Here is a 14,360-nt window from a genome sequence, read left to right on the forward strand (position 1 = left end):
GGATGAAAGAAAATGAAGATAACGATAGATGCAATGGGTGGCGATAATGCTCCCAAGGCACAGGTTTTAGGAGCGATGAAAGCTGTTGAGGCTTTTTCCGATGTGGAAATTACCTTGGTGGGCAATGAAGCGGAGATAAATCAATACTTAACGAAACATGGCCGAATAAAGGTTGTACATACTGATGAAAAAATATTAAGTACCGATGAACCGGTTCGTGCGGTTCGCCGCAAGAAAAGTGCCTCGATGGTATTAGCTGCACAACAAGTGGCTGATGGAGAAGCAGATGCATGCATTTCTTCAGGCAATACTGGTGCGCTAATGGCTGCAGGCTTGTTTGTTGTTGGAAGGATAGAAGGCATTGAACGTCCGGCATTGGCTCCAACCCTTCCGACAATTGATGGTAAAGGTTTCGTATTTCTGGATGTAGGTGCGAACTCTGATGCGAAGCCGGAGCATCTGCTGCAATTCGCCATAATGGGATCTGTTTATGCACAAAAAGTGCGGGGAATTGAAAAGCCACGGGTCGGACTCCTGAATATCGGAACAGAAGAAAAAAAGGGGAATGAACTGACTAAGCAGGCTTTTACATTGCTACAGCAATCATCGGAGATATCCTTTATAGGTAATGTAGAGGCCAGGGACCTTCTAAATGGACCGGCAGATGTTGTCGTTACGGACGGCTTCACGGGAAATATGGTGTTGAAGACACTTGAAGGTACTGCTATGGGTGTATTTAAAATGGTGAAAACGGCCTTGATGAGCAACTTCAAGAGTAAGATGGCTGCAGCAATGGTCAAACCGGAACTAAAGGGCATTAAAATTAAAATGGATTATTCGGAGTATGGCGGTGCTGGCCTATTCGGTTTGAAGGCCCCTGTCATAAAGGCGCATGGTTCTTCAGATGCGAACGCGGTCTATAATGCGATACGCCAGACTCGCGATATGGTGGGGAATGACGTCATATCGACCATTGCAAAGACAATAGAAAAACAAAAATAAATCAAAGAGGCAGGGGAGTAACAGATGGCTAAAATTGCTTTTGTCTTTCCAGGACAAGGTTCACAGTCAATAGGAATGGGTCATGGCTTATTTCAGGAAAACGAGCGTGCTCAGCATATTTTTCGAAAAGCCGATGAAAAACTTGATTTTCAACTTTCCGAACTGATCTTTAATGGCACACAACAAGAATTAACGGTAACCTATAATGCACAGCCAGCTTTATTGACCACGAGCTATGCCTTTGTCAAGGAGTTAGAAGAAGCGGGAATCAAACCTGATTATACAGCAGGGCATAGTTTAGGTGAATATACGGCTTTAGTGGCATCAGGTGCAATTTCTTTTGAAGATGCCGTTTATACTGTGCGTAAGCGCGGTGAATTCATGGAAGCTGCGGTACCGAATGGTCAAGGTTCAATGGCTGCGATACTGGGAATGGACCGTGAAGCTCTATCTGAAGTGACTTCTGAAATAACAGCAACAGGGGAATCCGTTCAATTAGCCAATATTAATTGTCCAGGCCAAATCGTCATTTCTGGAACTTCAGAAGGGGTTAAACTTGCAAGTGCAAAAGCCAAGGAGAATGGGGCTAAACGGGCTCTTCCTCTTGAAGTGAGTGGACCGTTCCATTCGGAATTGATGAAACCAGCGGCAGAAAAGTTACAGGGTGTCCTTGATGAAGTAAGCTTTAAACAGGCACAAATTCCTGTCATTTCAAACGTAACGGCTAAGCCCATTACTGCACCTGCTGAAATAAAAGAAAAATTAATCGAACAGCTGTATTCACCGGTCCTCTGGGAGGACAGTGTGAAAACCCTACTTGAATTGGGAGTGGATACGTTCATCGAGGTAGGCCCTGGGAAAGTATTGGGTGGATTAATAAAGAAGATCGATCGTTCCGTTCAAATTCACTCGGTCTCCGATATAGAAACACTAACTAAAACAATTGAAACATTGAAGGGGGCAAAAGCATGATCCTCGAAGGTAAAAAAGCACTTGTAACAGGGGCGTCAAGAGGTATTGGCAGGGAAGTTGCATTAGAACTTGCCCGTCAAGGAGCAGACGTTGCCATCAACTATTCTGGCAGTGAAACGAAAGCGAATGAAGTGGTGGATGAAATCAAGGCATTGGGCCGTAAAGCATTTGCCATCCAGTGCGATGTTGCAAATAGTGACTCGGTGACAAGCATGATCAAAGAGGTCATCGAACAGTTTGGCAGAGTGGATATTTTGGTTAATAATGCCGGTATCACACGAGATAACCTATTGATGCGAATGAAAGAAGAGGAATGGGATTCAGTGATCAATACGAATCTTAAAGGAGTTTTCCTTTGCACAAAAGCGGTCACAAGACAAATGATGAAGCAGCGTAGCGGCAGGATCATCAATATGGCATCGATCGTCGGCGTCAGCGGAAATGCAGGTCAGGCAAATTATGTTGCGGCCAAGGCTGGTGTAATCGGACTGACCAAAACTACGGCAAAGGAACTTGCTTCAAGAGGGATTACGGTAAATGCGATTGCTCCTGGTTTCATCTCGACGGATATGACCGGGGAATTGCCTGAAGATGTCCAAAAAGCCATGTTGGACCAAATTCCGCTTGCACGGTTCGGTGACCCAAAAGATATCGCTGCAGTGGCGTCTTTCCTCGCTTCTGAGGCAAGCAAATATATGACTGGACAAACTCTTCATGTAGATGGCGGCATGGTCATGTAAGTTTTCTTTGATTTTTTCCGAAATTAATTTATAATGTTTTGAGGGGAGGTGAACACATTGGCAGATGTATTAGAAAGAGTAACGAAAATCGTTGTAGATCGTTTGAACGTAGAAGAATCAGAGGTTAAACTTGAAGCTTCTTTCAAAGAAGATCTTGGTGCCGATTCCCTAGATGTAGTTGAACTAGTCATGGAATTCGAAGACGAGTTTGATATGGAAATTTCGGACGATGACGCTGAAAAAATCGCCACAGTAGGTGATGCTGTGAATTACATACAAAGCACTATGTAATGTATTGTCGTTTGACTAAAAGCTCCGTTTTTTAACGGGGCTTTCTCTTATTCTTAAAGAAGGTTTGATGCAGCGGCAGATATAAGGGAATAAGCATGCCCCAGGTAGCCCCGCCTGCATTGCAGTGGTCTTTGCCGTTAGTTTTCTTTAAGCGGATTATAATGTATGATGTACATAGGAAAGCTTGACAGGAATTCCTGCCAGGTTTCTTTTTAATATATTAGAAAAATATGCTTTTTGAACCGTTGTGGAGGGTTTTGTGTGATGCGTAGGAACGGAAATAATCGTAAACCATCAATCAAGGATAATAAATTTAAACAGTTGCAGGAAAGTCTGGGTTTTCATTTTCAGGATGAAAATTTATTGAAACAAGCTTTTACACATTCATCGTATGTGAATGAGCATCGCCGTAAGCCTTATGAAGATAATGAAAGGCTTGAATTCTTGGGAGACGCTGTGCTTGAACTGACCATCTCTAAATACTTGTATCAAAAATATCCGATGATGAGCGAAGGTGAACTTACCAAATTAAGGGCAGCCATTGTGTGCGAGCCTTCACTTGTCGCTTTTGCCAATAGCCTTTCTTTCGGGGAATATGTTTTACTCGGAAAAGGGGAAGAAATGACAGGTGGACGAGAACGCCCTGCCATGCTTGCGGATGTATTCGAAGCCTATATTGGGGCTTTGTACCTTGACCAAGGATTAGAGCCAGTTGTGCAGTTTTTGAAGCATGTTGTATTTCCGAAGATAGACGAGGGTGCTTTTTCTCATGTGATGGATTATAAGAGCCAGCTTCAAGAGCTGATTCAGCGTGATGCTATCGGTGTCCTGCAATATAAGATCTTGCAGGAAAAAGGACCAGCCCATAACCGGGAGTTTGTTTCGACCGTTTCTCTGAATGGGGAAGAACTGGGCTCTGGTTTAGGAAAGTCAAAAAAAGAAGCGGAGCAGCATGCTGCCGAGCATGCATTGATCGTTTTAAAAGAAAAAAAATCAACAAGATAGTTGAACAGTAGAGGAGGAAAGGTCATGTTCCTCAAACGCTTGGACGTTGTAGGATTTAAATCTTTCGCAGAGAAAATTTCGATTGATTTTGTACCTGGAGTCACGGCAGTGGTTGGACCAAACGGAAGCGGCAAAAGTAATGTGACCGATGCAGTCCGATGGGTACTTGGAGAGCAGTCTGCGAAATCGCTGCGTGGAGCAAAAATGGAAGATATCATCTTTTCGGGAAGTGACACGAGGAAAGCGTTGAATTTTGCAGAAGTTTCATTAACCCTTGATAACGAGACGAATTCCCTGCCGATTGATTTTCATGAAGTCAGTGTGACTAGACGGGTATACCGATCGGGAGAAAGTGAATTTTTCATTAATAATCAAGGTTGCCGACTGAAGGACATCATAGATCTTTTCATGGATTCTGGTCTTGGGCGTGAAGCATTTTCCATAATCAGCCAAGGGAAAGTGGAAGAAATCCTAAGCAGTAAGGCAGAAGAAAGACGAGTGATCTTTGAAGAGGCAGCAGGTGTCCTGAAATATAAAACAAGAAAACGAAAAGCGGAATCGAAGCTGACGGAAACGCAGGATAACTTAAACCGTGTCCATGATATCCTCCATGAATTGGAGGGGCAAGTGGAACCGCTGAAAATTCAGTCTTCCCTCGCCAAGGAATTTTTGGAGAAGAAAGAAGAGCTTGAGCAAATAGAAGTAGCTTTAACCGTTTTTGAAATAGAAGAACTTTATGAAAAATGGGAAAACCTATCCCAGGAACTTGAAAAACATAATGAAATGGAACAGCAAATGGCAGGGCAGCTTCATGACAGGGAAGCGCATCTCAAAAAGCTTCGGGATAGTCTTGCGACTCTTGAGACATCGATCAATGAACTTCAGGAAATTCTCCTGAATGCCAGTGAAGAACTTGAAAAGCTTGAAGGCCGTAAAGAAGTTTTGAAAGAACGGAAAAAAAATGCCGCCCAAAACAAGTCACAGCTTGAAAAAGCGATTGTGGAAGGTGAGGCTGCTGTCGAACGCCTGTCCCTGCAAAAGGAACGAGAAACGGAACTCCTGAATGCTCTGAACTCGGAAGTGAAAGGGATACAGGAAACCTTAAATGAAAAACAAAAAAGCTTAGGCCTATTCAATAGTGATATCGAAGCGATGATTGAAGTGAAAAAGAGTGACTATATCGAGTGGTTGAACAAGCAGGCATCGGCTAAAAACGAAAAACAGTACCTGCTTCAGCAGCTAACACAGCAGGAACATAAAAATGCTAAACTTGATATGGAAAATGAAAAGTTCTTAACCGAGCGAATGGGTATCACTGCTAAAAAATTGGAATATTCAAAGCTAATGGAAAATGTGACCAAGCAGCTTGAAGAGCATGTCTCTTATTTCCGGAATCAGCAGAACAAATTGAATGCGGCAAAGGATACGTATCAAAAACAAGAAACCACCCTTTATAAGGCCTATCAATTCCTTCAACAGGCAAAATCACGTAAGGAACTTCTTGAAGAAATGGAAGAGGATTATGCAGGCTTTTTTCAGGGAGTTAAAGAAGTTTTAAAAGCGAAAGAAACCCTTCGAGGCATAGAAGGGGCAGTTGCGGAATTGATAAAGGTTCCAAAGGAATATGAAACGGCCATCGAAACGGCTCTGGGCGGAGCGATGCAGCATGTGGTCGTTGAACGCGAAGAGCATGCACGAGAAGCCATTTCCTTCTTGAAGAAACATAAGTATGGACGTGCGACGTTCTTGCCTTTATCAGTCATTAAGGCAAGAGAGATTTCAGTAAGCCAATTATCGATGCTAAAGAGCCACTCAGCTTTTGTGGGGACGGGCTCCTCATTGATCCAATATGATGACAGGCATGCAGCAATTGCGGAAAACCTGTTAGGGACTGTCATAATCACGACAGATCTAAAGGGTGCAAATGACTTGGCGAAAATGATGCAGCACCGTTTCCGCTTCGTAACCCTCGAAGGGGATATCGTCAATCCAGGTGGTTCAATGACTGGTGGCGCGTTAAAGCAAAAAACGACCTCCCTGCTTTCGAGGAAAACGGAACTGGAAGAGCTCCATCAAAAACTAGCCGCCATGGAAGCGAAAACGAATCAGCTAGAAAAGCAGGTCAAACAGCTCAAAGTGGATGTGGGTGTTCAAGAGCAAACGCTTGAACAAACCAGAAAAACAGGGGAGAGCCTTCGATTGCAAGAACAAACCCTGAAGGGCGAACTTCGTGAAGTGGAGCTACAGGAAAGAAATGTGAATGAACGGCTGCATCTTTATGATTTGGATAAAAATTCATATTTAGAAGAACAACAGCAAAAAACGGCAAGACTTGAAGAGCTGGAAGAGCTTTTGGAATCATGTAAAATGGAAATTGAAGGGCTTGACCGGCTGATTTCCGACATGACGGAACAAAAGCAATCCCAACAATCCTCAAAAGAGAGCCTTGCCGAAGAAACGAATGAACTGAGGGTAACACTGGCCTCTAAGCGTGGGCAGCTACAAAACCAAAAAGAGAAGATGGAACGCATTGATTCGGACCTTTCAAAGGAAACTAGCAGGCTTGACGAAAATAAAGATGATTTGGGGCTCCTGACCAATGAAATGACAGACAGTTCAAGCGGGGAAGAATCCCTGGAAGATATGGCACAGCAGAAATTGCTCGATAAAAATGGGGCAATTGAAGGAATCACTATAAAAAAACAGGAAAAAAACGAGCTTCTAACACAAGTTGAAACACTTGAACTGGCCTTGAAAGAAGAAAACCGACTTTATAGAGGCATTGTTGAAGTGATGAAGGACGAAGAAGTAAAATTAACCCGTCTGGATGTGGAATTGGAAAATCGTCTCGACCACTTGAGAGAAGAATATACGCTTTCCTTTGAAGGTGCAAAAGAACAGTATCCATTGATGATGCCTGCAGAAGAAGCCCAAAAAAAAGTGAAGCTCATCAAGCTTGCAATAGAGGAATTAGGGACGGTAAATTTAGGTGCGATTGATGAATATGCACGTGTAGCTGAACGCTATGAATTCCTCCTTAGTCAAAAGGAAGACCTTCAACAGGCGAAAGATACATTATTCCAAGTCATCGATGAAATGGATGATGAAATGAAGCGGCGCTTTGCAGATACCTTTTATTCGATCCGTGAAGAATTCGAACAAGTCTTCAAAGCATTATTTGGCGGAGGAAGAGCTGAGCTTAAACTGACGAACCCGGATGATTTACTAAATACAGGGGTAGATATCATTGCACAGCCGCCTGGGAAAAAACTGCAGAATTTGAGCCTCTTATCCGGAGGAGAACGGGCACTGACAGCCATAGCCCTTTTATTCTCCATTCTGAAAGTGCGGCCGGTGCCTTTCTGTATTCTTGATGAAGTCGAGGCAGCCCTTGATGAGGCGAATGTAGTCCGGTTCAGCCAATTTTTAAGGAAGTTCAGCAGGGAAACACAGTTTATCGTGATTACTCACCGTAAAGGCACGATGGAAGAGGCTGATGTACTATATGGCATTACGATGCAGGAGTCAGGGGTTTCCAAACTTGTTTCCGTCCGGATGGAAGAATCAGAAAACTTTATTGAAGTTTAAATTCATTATTAGAGGAAGTGGGACAATGAGTTTTTTCAAAAAGCTAAAAGAGAAATTTACGAACCAGGAAGAAAAAGAAAAAGAAGTTGAAGCAGAAGTATCCATAGGGGAAAAATTCAAGCAAGGTTTGACAAAGACAAGGAATTCCTTTACTGGAAGGGTTAATGAACTTGTTGCCCGTTATCGGAAAGTGGATGAGGACTTTTTTGAAGAACTTGAAGAAATCCTGATACAGGCTGATGTAGGCTTTGATACTGTGATGGAACTAATTGATCAATTAAAAATGGAAGTCAAGCTTCGCAATATCTCTGATACAAGGGAAGTGCAATCCGTCATTTCCGAAAAGCTTGTCGAAATCTACCAAGGTGATGAAGAAGGGACTCCGAGCCTGAATATACAAGAAGAAGGTTTGACGGTCATTTTGTTCGTAGGGGTTAATGGGGTAGGTAAAACAACGACAATCGGTAAACTTGCTCATAAATTCAAGGCAGAAGGCAAGTCTGTCGTATTGGCAGCCGGGGATACGTTCCGTGCAGGTGCAATTGAACAGCTCGAGGTATGGGGAGAACGTGTTGGTGTCAGTGTAATCAAGCAAGGAGAAGGCTCTGACCCTGCTGCGGTCATGTTCGATGCCATTCAGGCCGCCAAGGCTCGTAAAGCGGATATCCTGATTTGTGATACAGCTGGACGTTTACAAAATAAAGTGAATTTAATGAAGGAATTGGAAAAGGTGAAACGTGTAATTGAACGTGAAATACCTGGTGCACCACATGAAGTGTTGCTTGCCCTTGATGCAACAACTGGACAAAATGCACTTATTCAGGCCAAGACATTCAAGGAAGCGACCAATGTTTCCGGTATTGTTTTAACAAAGCTTGATGGCACGGCAAAAGGTGGAATTGTTTTGGCAATTCGCAATGAACTGGCCATTCCCGTTAAATTTGTCGGGCTTGGTGAAAAAATGGACGATCTGCAGGAATTCGATGCAGAGAAATATGTTTATGGCCTGTTTGCTGATATCATCGATAAAGAAGAGGTTTAAGCAAAAAATGTCCGGAAGAGATTTTTCTCTTCTGGTTTTTTTGCCATTTTTGAATGAGGCACCAACATTGTTACAGGATTCACTGTGAACTTCTAGAAGCAAGAAAACGAAAAAAATAATGCTTTGCAAACAAGTGGTAAGGAGTTTGACTTGACATCAAATAAACAAGGCTTTACAATATAAACTTGTAAAGGGTTTTCACTTAACAGCAGGGAGGCTTGCTAAGATGCTTGAAAAGACAACGCGGATTAATTATTTGTATGACTTTTACCAATCGTTGTTAACAGAGAAGCAGCAGAGCTACATGTCCCTCTACTATCTGGATGATTACTCTCTTGGCGAGATTGCCGATGAATACGAAGTAAGTAGGCAGGCAGTCTATGATAATATAAAAAGAACAGAAGCGATGCTTGAGGAATATGAAGCGAAGCTATTGTTATTTCAAAAATTTCAAGAGCGTAACCAGTGGATTGCGAATATGAAGGGACTCATAGAAAAGGATTCCTTTTCAAAAGAGAAGCTGCTAGACGCAATCACAACGCTTGAGAAGTTGGATTAGGAGGCGGCAATATGGCATTTGAAGGATTGGCCGACCGACTGCAGAGCACGATGCAAAAGATCCGTGGAAAAGGTAAGGTCAACGAAGCGGACGTTAAAGAAATGATGCGTGAAGTTCGATTGGCCCTGCTTGAAGCGGATGTTAACTTTAAAGTCGTGAAGGATTTTGTAAAACGTGTTAGTGAACGTTCGGTAGGTCAGGAAGTGCTGAAAAGCTTAACCCCCGGTCAACAGGTAATTAAAGTAGTTAAGGAAGAATTGACGGAGCTGATGGGCGGCGAACAAAGCAAGATTGCCGTTGCCTCGAAACCACCGACCGTCATTATGATGGTAGGGCTTCAAGGTGCTGGTAAAACGACGACCACCGGAAAGCTTGCCAATCTTCTTAGAAAAAAATACAACCGCAAGCCATTGCTCGTTGCGGCTGATATTTACCGTCCGGCGGCGATTAAGCAGCTTGAAACACTTGGCAAACAATTAAGCATGCCTGTTTTCTCCCTTGGGGACCAGGTCAGCCCTGTTGAAATTGCCAAACAGGCGATTGAAAAGGCTAAGGAAGAACATCATGATTATGTGTTGATTGATACCGCAGGCCGCCTTCATGTTGATGAAAACTTGATGGGTGAACTGAAGGATATCAAAGAATTGACAAAACCCGATGAAATCTTCCTGGTTGTCGATGCGATGACAGGTCAGGATGCGGTCAATGTGGCCCAAAGCTTTAATGAACAGTTAGGCCTGACTGGAGTCGTACTTACGAAACTTGATGGGGATACACGTGGTGGTGCGGCGCTTTCGATTCGTTCAGTCACAAACACGCCGATAAAATTCGTCGGTATGGGAGAAAAATTGGATGCACTTGAAGCATTCCATCCAGAACGGATGGCGTCAAGGATCCTCGGCATGGGTGATGTATTGACCCTTATCGAAAAAGCACAGGCCAATGTAGATGAAGAAAAAGCGAAAGAATTAGAAAAAAAGATGCGTACAGCCACTTTTACCTTTGATGATTTCCTTGATCAGCTTGGTCAGGTGCGGAATATGGGTCCGCTTGATGATATTCTGAAAATGATTCCTGGTGCGAACAAAATGAAAGGGATGGATAACCTTCAGATCGATGAGAAACAGATTGGTCATGTCGAAGCTATCATCCGTTCAATGACGACGCAGGAAAAGGAACATCCAGAAACCATGAATGCATCCCGTAAGAAACGGATTGCCAAAGGAAGCGGCAGATCGATTCAAGAAGTGAACCGCCTATTGAAGCAATTCGAAGAAATGAAAAAGATGATGAAACAGGTTACGAACATGCAAAAAGGGAAGAAAAAGGGATTCAAATTCCCGTTCATGTAAGGTTTATTTTAGGTTGAAACTAAGGAGAAATACGGGTTAAAGCCATGTGTTTCAACACTTTTTTCACCTGTTAAGAAAAAAACCTTTACAAACATACAAGACATTTGATATTATACTATCTTGTGTGAAACTATTCGGAGGTGCTTATTTAAAATGGCAGTAAAAATTCGCTTAAAACGTATGGGAGCTAAAAAATCTCCTTTCTATCGTATTGTAGTTGCAGATTCTCGTTCACCACGTGACGGACGTTACATTGAAGTGGTAGGAACTTATAACCCGGTGACTCAACCAGCTAAAGTTGAAATCAACGAAGAGCTTGCTCTTAAATGGTTACAAGATGGAGCTAAACCATCTGATACAGTTCGTAACTTATTCTCAACACAAGGCATCATGGAAAAATTCCATGTTGCAAAAAACAGCAAGTAATCGACGTTAGTTGATGAAAGCACTAATTGAAACGATTGTTTCAGCACTTGTGGATTATCCGGAAGAGGTCATCGTGACCTCCAAGGAAGAGTCCGACCGGATTGTTTATATCCTCTCCGTTCATAAAGAGGACATGGGCAAGGTCATCGGTAAACAAGGGCGTGTTGCTAAGGCGATTCGGACTGTGGTATATGCAGCAGGATCTTCACAGCAGAAGAAAATCTATTTGGAGATTTCCGAATAAGGAGGGCTAATACCCCTCCTTTTTTTGTACTTCAAGAAAGTGAAATTCCGACTTTGATCCTATTTGGATCTGACCCGGAGTTTAAACTTTACACCTTTTTAAGACGCATCTTTTATCGATTTACGTTATACTTAAGAGAATGACCCCCTTTTTCAAAAAGATTACCCTATCATACATATTTTTTGAAGGAAATAAGAAATCATAGATAATAGGAGGTGCTGGAATGAAAATTCTCCAAAATGTAATCGTTAACCAAGTATTAACGGAATCCAGCAAGAATCAGCTCCTCGAGAAGTACAAGTCAAAACGCCTTCAGCTTCAAAAAGAGAGTGAACAGCTTCGCTTTGAACTGAAAAAGCTTGAAAAAACAAGAAATCTCCAGCCTGCTAGTCTCCGTGCTCATTTCGAAAAAGAAATAAACCAGAGGCAAGAAAAAATTAAACTGCTTGAATTTCAAATGGAGCAGTTGGAGATCCTTCCCACCGGAAGCGAATTGAAGGAACGGGAAGTTCAAAGTATCATTGATGTGGAAATTGGGGCAGATTGGGACGATATTATGGCAACGAAGACTATTGTCATTAAAGATGGAATCGTCTCGGAAATTCGTTAGAGGTGAAAGAATGGAAAAATGGTTTAATGTAGGTAAAATTGTCAACACACATGGTCTTTTAGGAGAAGTGCGTGTCATTTCTTCAACAGACTTTCCGGAAAAACGATTCAAAGTGGGAAATACACTGCATTTGTTTAGGGACACTGATAAAAAGCCTTTGCCGCTTATCATCAGGTCACATCGTACCCATAAAAACTTTAACCTATTGACGTTCGAGAACTATTATAACGTCGGACAGGTCGAGGCTTTTAGAAACGGGGTACTAAAAGTGAAGGAAGCACAGCTTGGTAAATTGGACGAAGGTGAGTTCTACTTCCATGAAATCATCGGCTGTTCTGTATTTACGGATGAAGGTTTGGAAGTTGGGGAAATCATTGAGGTTCTTACGCCTGGTGCCAATGATGTTTGGGTCATTAAGAAAGCTGGCAGTAAGGATATTCTGATCCCGTATATTGAACAAATTGTAAAAGAAGTAGATATTTCCGCTAAAAAGGTCATCATTACACCGATGGAAGGACTTTTAGACTGATGAAAATCGATGTGCTTTCGCTTTTTCCAGAAATGTTCGAAGGGGTATTTGGCTCGTCCATCTTAAAAAAGGCTGCGGAAAAGCAGGCTGTCAGCTATAAGGTGACCAATTTTCGAGACTATGCAGATAATAAGCACTCGACGGTAGACGATTATCCGTATGGCGGAGGTGCCGGAATGGTATTGAAGGCACAACCGATTTTTGATGCTGTAGAAGCTCTAAAAGGCCAAGCTGAGCTAACCCCAAGGGTAGTCCTGCTTTGTCCTCAGGGAGAGCGTTACACGCAGAAAAAAGCTGAAGAGTATGCAAATGAAGAACATCTCATTTTCATATGCGGACATTATGAAGGATACGATGAGCGCATCCGGGAGCATGTCGTCACGGATGAAATATCGATTGGTGACTTTGTTCTTACAGGCGGGGAATTGGGCGCAATGGTCATTATTGACAGCGTAGTTCGCTTGCTTCCCGGCGTTCTAGGAAATGTTGACTCCCCGATTCTTGATTCCTATTCTTCTGGTTTGTTAGAGCATCCCCATTATACTAGACCTGCAGATTTTCGGGGGATGAAAGTTCCCGATCCGCTAATATCCGGAAATCATAAAAAAATCGATGAATGGCGGATGAAGGAATCTCTGCGCAGAACGTGGATGCGACGTCCTGATTTGCTCGATAGTTATGAACTATCGGAACTTGAAAAAAAATTATTGTCCGAGATTAAAAAAGAAGACTGATGCCTATTGCATCGACGTTTATAGTATGATAGGATATACCTTGTGACTTGGGCAAAATGCTCAGTCTTATAACGATGTTCCGCTGCAAACAATAAGTATTTGCAAGAGCGTCCAGGAGGAGTTGAAATCGATGCAAAATCTTATTAACGAAATCACAAAAGAACAACTTCGCTCAGATCTTCCATCATTCAGACCTGGTGACACAGTACGTGTACACGTAAAGGTTATTGAAGGAACTCGCGAACGTATCCAGTTGTTTGAAGGCGTTGTAATCAAACGTCGTGGCGGCGGAGTTAGTGAAACTTTCACAGTGCGTAAGATCTCTTACGGCGTTGGAGTAGAACGTGCTTTCCCTGTTCACACACCAAAAATTGCGAAACTAGAAGTTATCCGTCACGGTAAAGTACGTCGTGCGAAACTTTATTACCTACGCGAACTTCGTGGTAAAAAAGCACGTATTAAAGAAATTCGTCGTTAATTCTTCGAATATCTTCATGCGGGTTTACCATGATCCACATAAGGTGAATAACCAAACAGTATCAAAAAGGGAGCTTGTTTTTCAGGCTCCCTTTTTGCACTGCAAGAAACCATTAATGCACATATACGGTGAAAACTATATAGAATCCCGCTCGCTATAGCGTCTGCAACATGTTAAAATAATTGTTGATATGCTTTCTAAAAGGGTGGGTAAGGATGGCGAAAAAGAAAAATGAATTGTGGGAATGGACAAAGGCGGTCATAATCGCGGTTATAGCTGCGACACTGATTCGTTATTTCCTCCTGGCTCCAATTGTTGTGGACGGTAATTCCATGATGCCGACATTAAAGAATACGGACCGCATGCTCGTTAATAAAATCTCCTATTCGATTGGTGAACCGAAAAGATTCGACATTATCGTTTTTGAAGCTCCAGAAGGCAAAGATTACATAAAGCGGGTCATCGGATTGCCAGGGGAAAAAGTGGAATATAAAGATGATACTCTGTACGTGAATGGAAAAGCTTATGATGAGCCATACTTGGATGAATATAAAAAACAATTGATAGATGGCGGGGCTTTGACGGAACCTTTTACATTAAGTGATGTCATAGAACAAGGAACGGTGCCTGAAGACCATCTATTTGTCTTAGGGGATAATCGTCGTGTTAGTAAGGATAGCCGCTATATTAGCGTTGGCGTCGTTCCTTACGATAAAGTGTTAGGAAAAACTAAATTAGTTTATTGGCCGATTGAAGACTTTCGATTGGCGGAATAGTAGGAAGGTGGA

At 42.5% G+C, this 14,360-nt stretch carries 16 protein-coding genes; all 16 read left to right on the forward strand.

What is annotated here, in order from left to right; translation table 11 throughout:
• Positions 1 to 12: 12 nt before the first annotated feature.
• The 16 genes from plsX to lepB all read left to right on the forward strand — a co-directional run bounded on the left by plsX (position 13) and on the right by lepB (position 14,348).
• Positions 13 to 1,002: a phosphate acyltransferase PlsX gene (plsX, locus tag N9I19_RS01210; protein WP_061462377.1), complete on the forward strand. Its 990-nt coding sequence runs from the start codon at positions 13 to 15 to the stop codon at positions 1,000 to 1,002.
• Between the two features lie 24 nt (positions 1,003 to 1,026).
• Positions 1,027 to 1,974: an ACP S-malonyltransferase gene (fabD, locus tag N9I19_RS01215; protein WP_317776756.1), complete on the forward strand. Its 948-nt coding sequence runs from the start codon at positions 1,027 to 1,029 to the stop codon at positions 1,972 to 1,974.
• A complete protein-coding gene (fabG, locus tag N9I19_RS01220) occupies positions 1,971 to 2,714 on the forward strand; it encodes a 3-oxoacyl-[acyl-carrier-protein] reductase (protein WP_317776757.1) in 744 nt (247 codons plus the stop codon). The genes fabD and fabG overlap by 4 nt, the downstream gene beginning before the upstream one ends.
• A gap of 57 nt (positions 2,715 to 2,771) precedes the next feature.
• Entirely contained in the window at positions 2,772 to 3,005 is a 234-nt protein-coding gene (locus N9I19_RS01225) for an acyl carrier protein (RefSeq protein WP_034313729.1), read from the forward strand.
• Between the two features lie 264 nt (positions 3,006 to 3,269).
• A complete protein-coding gene (gene rnc, locus N9I19_RS01230; RefSeq protein ID WP_061462380.1) occupies positions 3,270 to 4,010 on the forward strand; it encodes a ribonuclease III in 741 nt (246 codons plus the stop codon).
• A gap of 24 nt (positions 4,011 to 4,034) precedes the next feature.
• Positions 4,035 to 7,598, forward strand: a complete 3,564-nt coding sequence (gene smc / locus N9I19_RS01235; RefSeq protein ID WP_317776758.1) for a chromosome segregation protein SMC — start codon at positions 4,035 to 4,037, stop codon at positions 7,596 to 7,598.
• 25 nt (positions 7,599 to 7,623) lie between these two features.
• Positions 7,624 to 8,640: a signal recognition particle-docking protein FtsY gene (gene ftsY, locus N9I19_RS01240; RefSeq protein WP_061466019.1), complete on the forward strand. Its 1,017-nt coding sequence runs from the start codon at positions 7,624 to 7,626 to the stop codon at positions 8,638 to 8,640.
• Between the two features lie 226 nt (positions 8,641 to 8,866).
• Entirely contained in the window at positions 8,867 to 9,199 is a 333-nt protein-coding gene (locus N9I19_RS01245; protein WP_061462382.1) for a putative DNA-binding protein, read from the forward strand.
• 11 nt (positions 9,200 to 9,210) lie between these two features.
• Positions 9,211 to 10,551, forward strand: coding sequence for a signal recognition particle protein (ffh, locus tag N9I19_RS01250; RefSeq protein WP_061462383.1), 1,341 nt, complete (start codon positions 9,211 to 9,213; stop codon positions 10,549 to 10,551).
• A 153-nt stretch (positions 10,552 to 10,704) separates the two neighbouring features.
• Entirely contained in the window at positions 10,705 to 10,977 is a 273-nt protein-coding gene (rpsP, locus tag N9I19_RS01255; RefSeq protein WP_034313715.1) for a 30S ribosomal protein S16, read from the forward strand.
• A gap of 13 nt (positions 10,978 to 10,990) precedes the next feature.
• Positions 10,991 to 11,221, forward strand: a complete 231-nt coding sequence (locus N9I19_RS01260) for a KH domain-containing protein (RefSeq protein ID WP_048684915.1) — start codon at positions 10,991 to 10,993, stop codon at positions 11,219 to 11,221.
• 223 nt (positions 11,222 to 11,444) lie between these two features.
• Positions 11,445 to 11,831, forward strand: a complete 387-nt coding sequence (locus tag N9I19_RS01265) for a YlqD family protein (protein ID WP_061462384.1) — start codon at positions 11,445 to 11,447, stop codon at positions 11,829 to 11,831.
• A 10-nt stretch (positions 11,832 to 11,841) separates the two neighbouring features.
• The gene (gene rimM, locus N9I19_RS01270; RefSeq protein WP_061462385.1) at positions 11,842 to 12,360 is read left to right on the forward strand and encodes a ribosome maturation factor RimM; all 519 of its coding nucleotides are present in this window, start codon (positions 11,842 to 11,844) and stop codon (positions 12,358 to 12,360) included.
• Positions 12,360 to 13,094, forward strand: coding sequence for a tRNA (guanosine(37)-N1)-methyltransferase TrmD (gene trmD / locus N9I19_RS01275; RefSeq protein WP_061462386.1), 735 nt, complete (start codon positions 12,360 to 12,362; stop codon positions 13,092 to 13,094). The genes rimM and trmD overlap by 1 nt, the downstream gene beginning before the upstream one ends.
• Before the next feature lie 130 nt (positions 13,095 to 13,224).
• Entirely contained in the window at positions 13,225 to 13,572 is a 348-nt protein-coding gene (gene rplS, locus N9I19_RS01280; RefSeq protein ID WP_034313702.1) for a 50S ribosomal protein L19, read from the forward strand.
• 215 nt (positions 13,573 to 13,787) lie between these two features.
• Positions 13,788 to 14,348, forward strand: a complete 561-nt coding sequence (lepB, locus tag N9I19_RS01285; RefSeq protein WP_284471296.1) for a signal peptidase I — start codon at positions 13,788 to 13,790, stop codon at positions 14,346 to 14,348.
• The last annotated feature ends 12 nt before the right edge of the window (positions 14,349 to 14,360 follow it).

This window comes from Peribacillus sp. CSMR9, from assembly GCF_033141925.1.
Classification (GTDB): Bacteria; Bacillota; Bacilli; order Bacillales; family DSM-1321; genus Peribacillus; species Peribacillus simplex_A.

Bases quoted from the DNA above. Each gene is read 5' to 3' on its own strand.
- rimM (WP_061462385.1), top strand. From the start codon at position 11,842: ATGGAAAAATGGTTTAATGTAGGTAAAATTGTCAACACACATGGTCTT.
- lepB (WP_284471296.1), top strand. From the start codon at position 13,788: ATGGCGAAAAAGAAAAATGAATTGTGGGAATGGACAAAGGCGGTCATA.
- N9I19_RS01245 (WP_061462382.1), top strand. From the start codon at position 8,867: ATGCTTGAAAAGACAACGCGGATTAATTATTTGTATGACTTTTACCAA.
- fabD (WP_317776756.1), top strand. From the start codon at position 1,027: ATGGCTAAAATTGCTTTTGTCTTTCCAGGACAAGGTTCACAGTCAATA.
- ftsY (WP_061466019.1), top strand. From the start codon at position 7,624: ATGAGTTTTTTCAAAAAGCTAAAAGAGAAATTTACGAACCAGGAAGAA.
- N9I19_RS01260 (WP_048684915.1), top strand. From the start codon at position 10,991: ATGAAAGCACTAATTGAAACGATTGTTTCAGCACTTGTGGATTATCCG.
- plsX (WP_061462377.1), top strand. From the start codon at position 13: ATGAAGATAACGATAGATGCAATGGGTGGCGATAATGCTCCCAAGGCA.
- rnc (WP_061462380.1), top strand. From the start codon at position 3,270: ATGCGTAGGAACGGAAATAATCGTAAACCATCAATCAAGGATAATAAA.
- fabG (WP_317776757.1), top strand. From the start codon at position 1,971: ATGATCCTCGAAGGTAAAAAAGCACTTGTAACAGGGGCGTCAAGAGGT.
- ffh (WP_061462383.1), top strand. From the start codon at position 9,211: ATGGCATTTGAAGGATTGGCCGACCGACTGCAGAGCACGATGCAAAAG.
- smc (WP_317776758.1), top strand. From the start codon at position 4,035: ATGTTCCTCAAACGCTTGGACGTTGTAGGATTTAAATCTTTCGCAGAG.
- rplS (WP_034313702.1), top strand. From the start codon at position 13,225: ATGCAAAATCTTATTAACGAAATCACAAAAGAACAACTTCGCTCAGAT.
- rpsP (WP_034313715.1), top strand. From the start codon at position 10,705: ATGGCAGTAAAAATTCGCTTAAAACGTATGGGAGCTAAAAAATCTCCT.
- N9I19_RS01265 (WP_061462384.1), top strand. From the start codon at position 11,445: ATGAAAATTCTCCAAAATGTAATCGTTAACCAAGTATTAACGGAATCC.
- trmD (WP_061462386.1), top strand. From the start codon at position 12,360: ATGAAAATCGATGTGCTTTCGCTTTTTCCAGAAATGTTCGAAGGGGTA.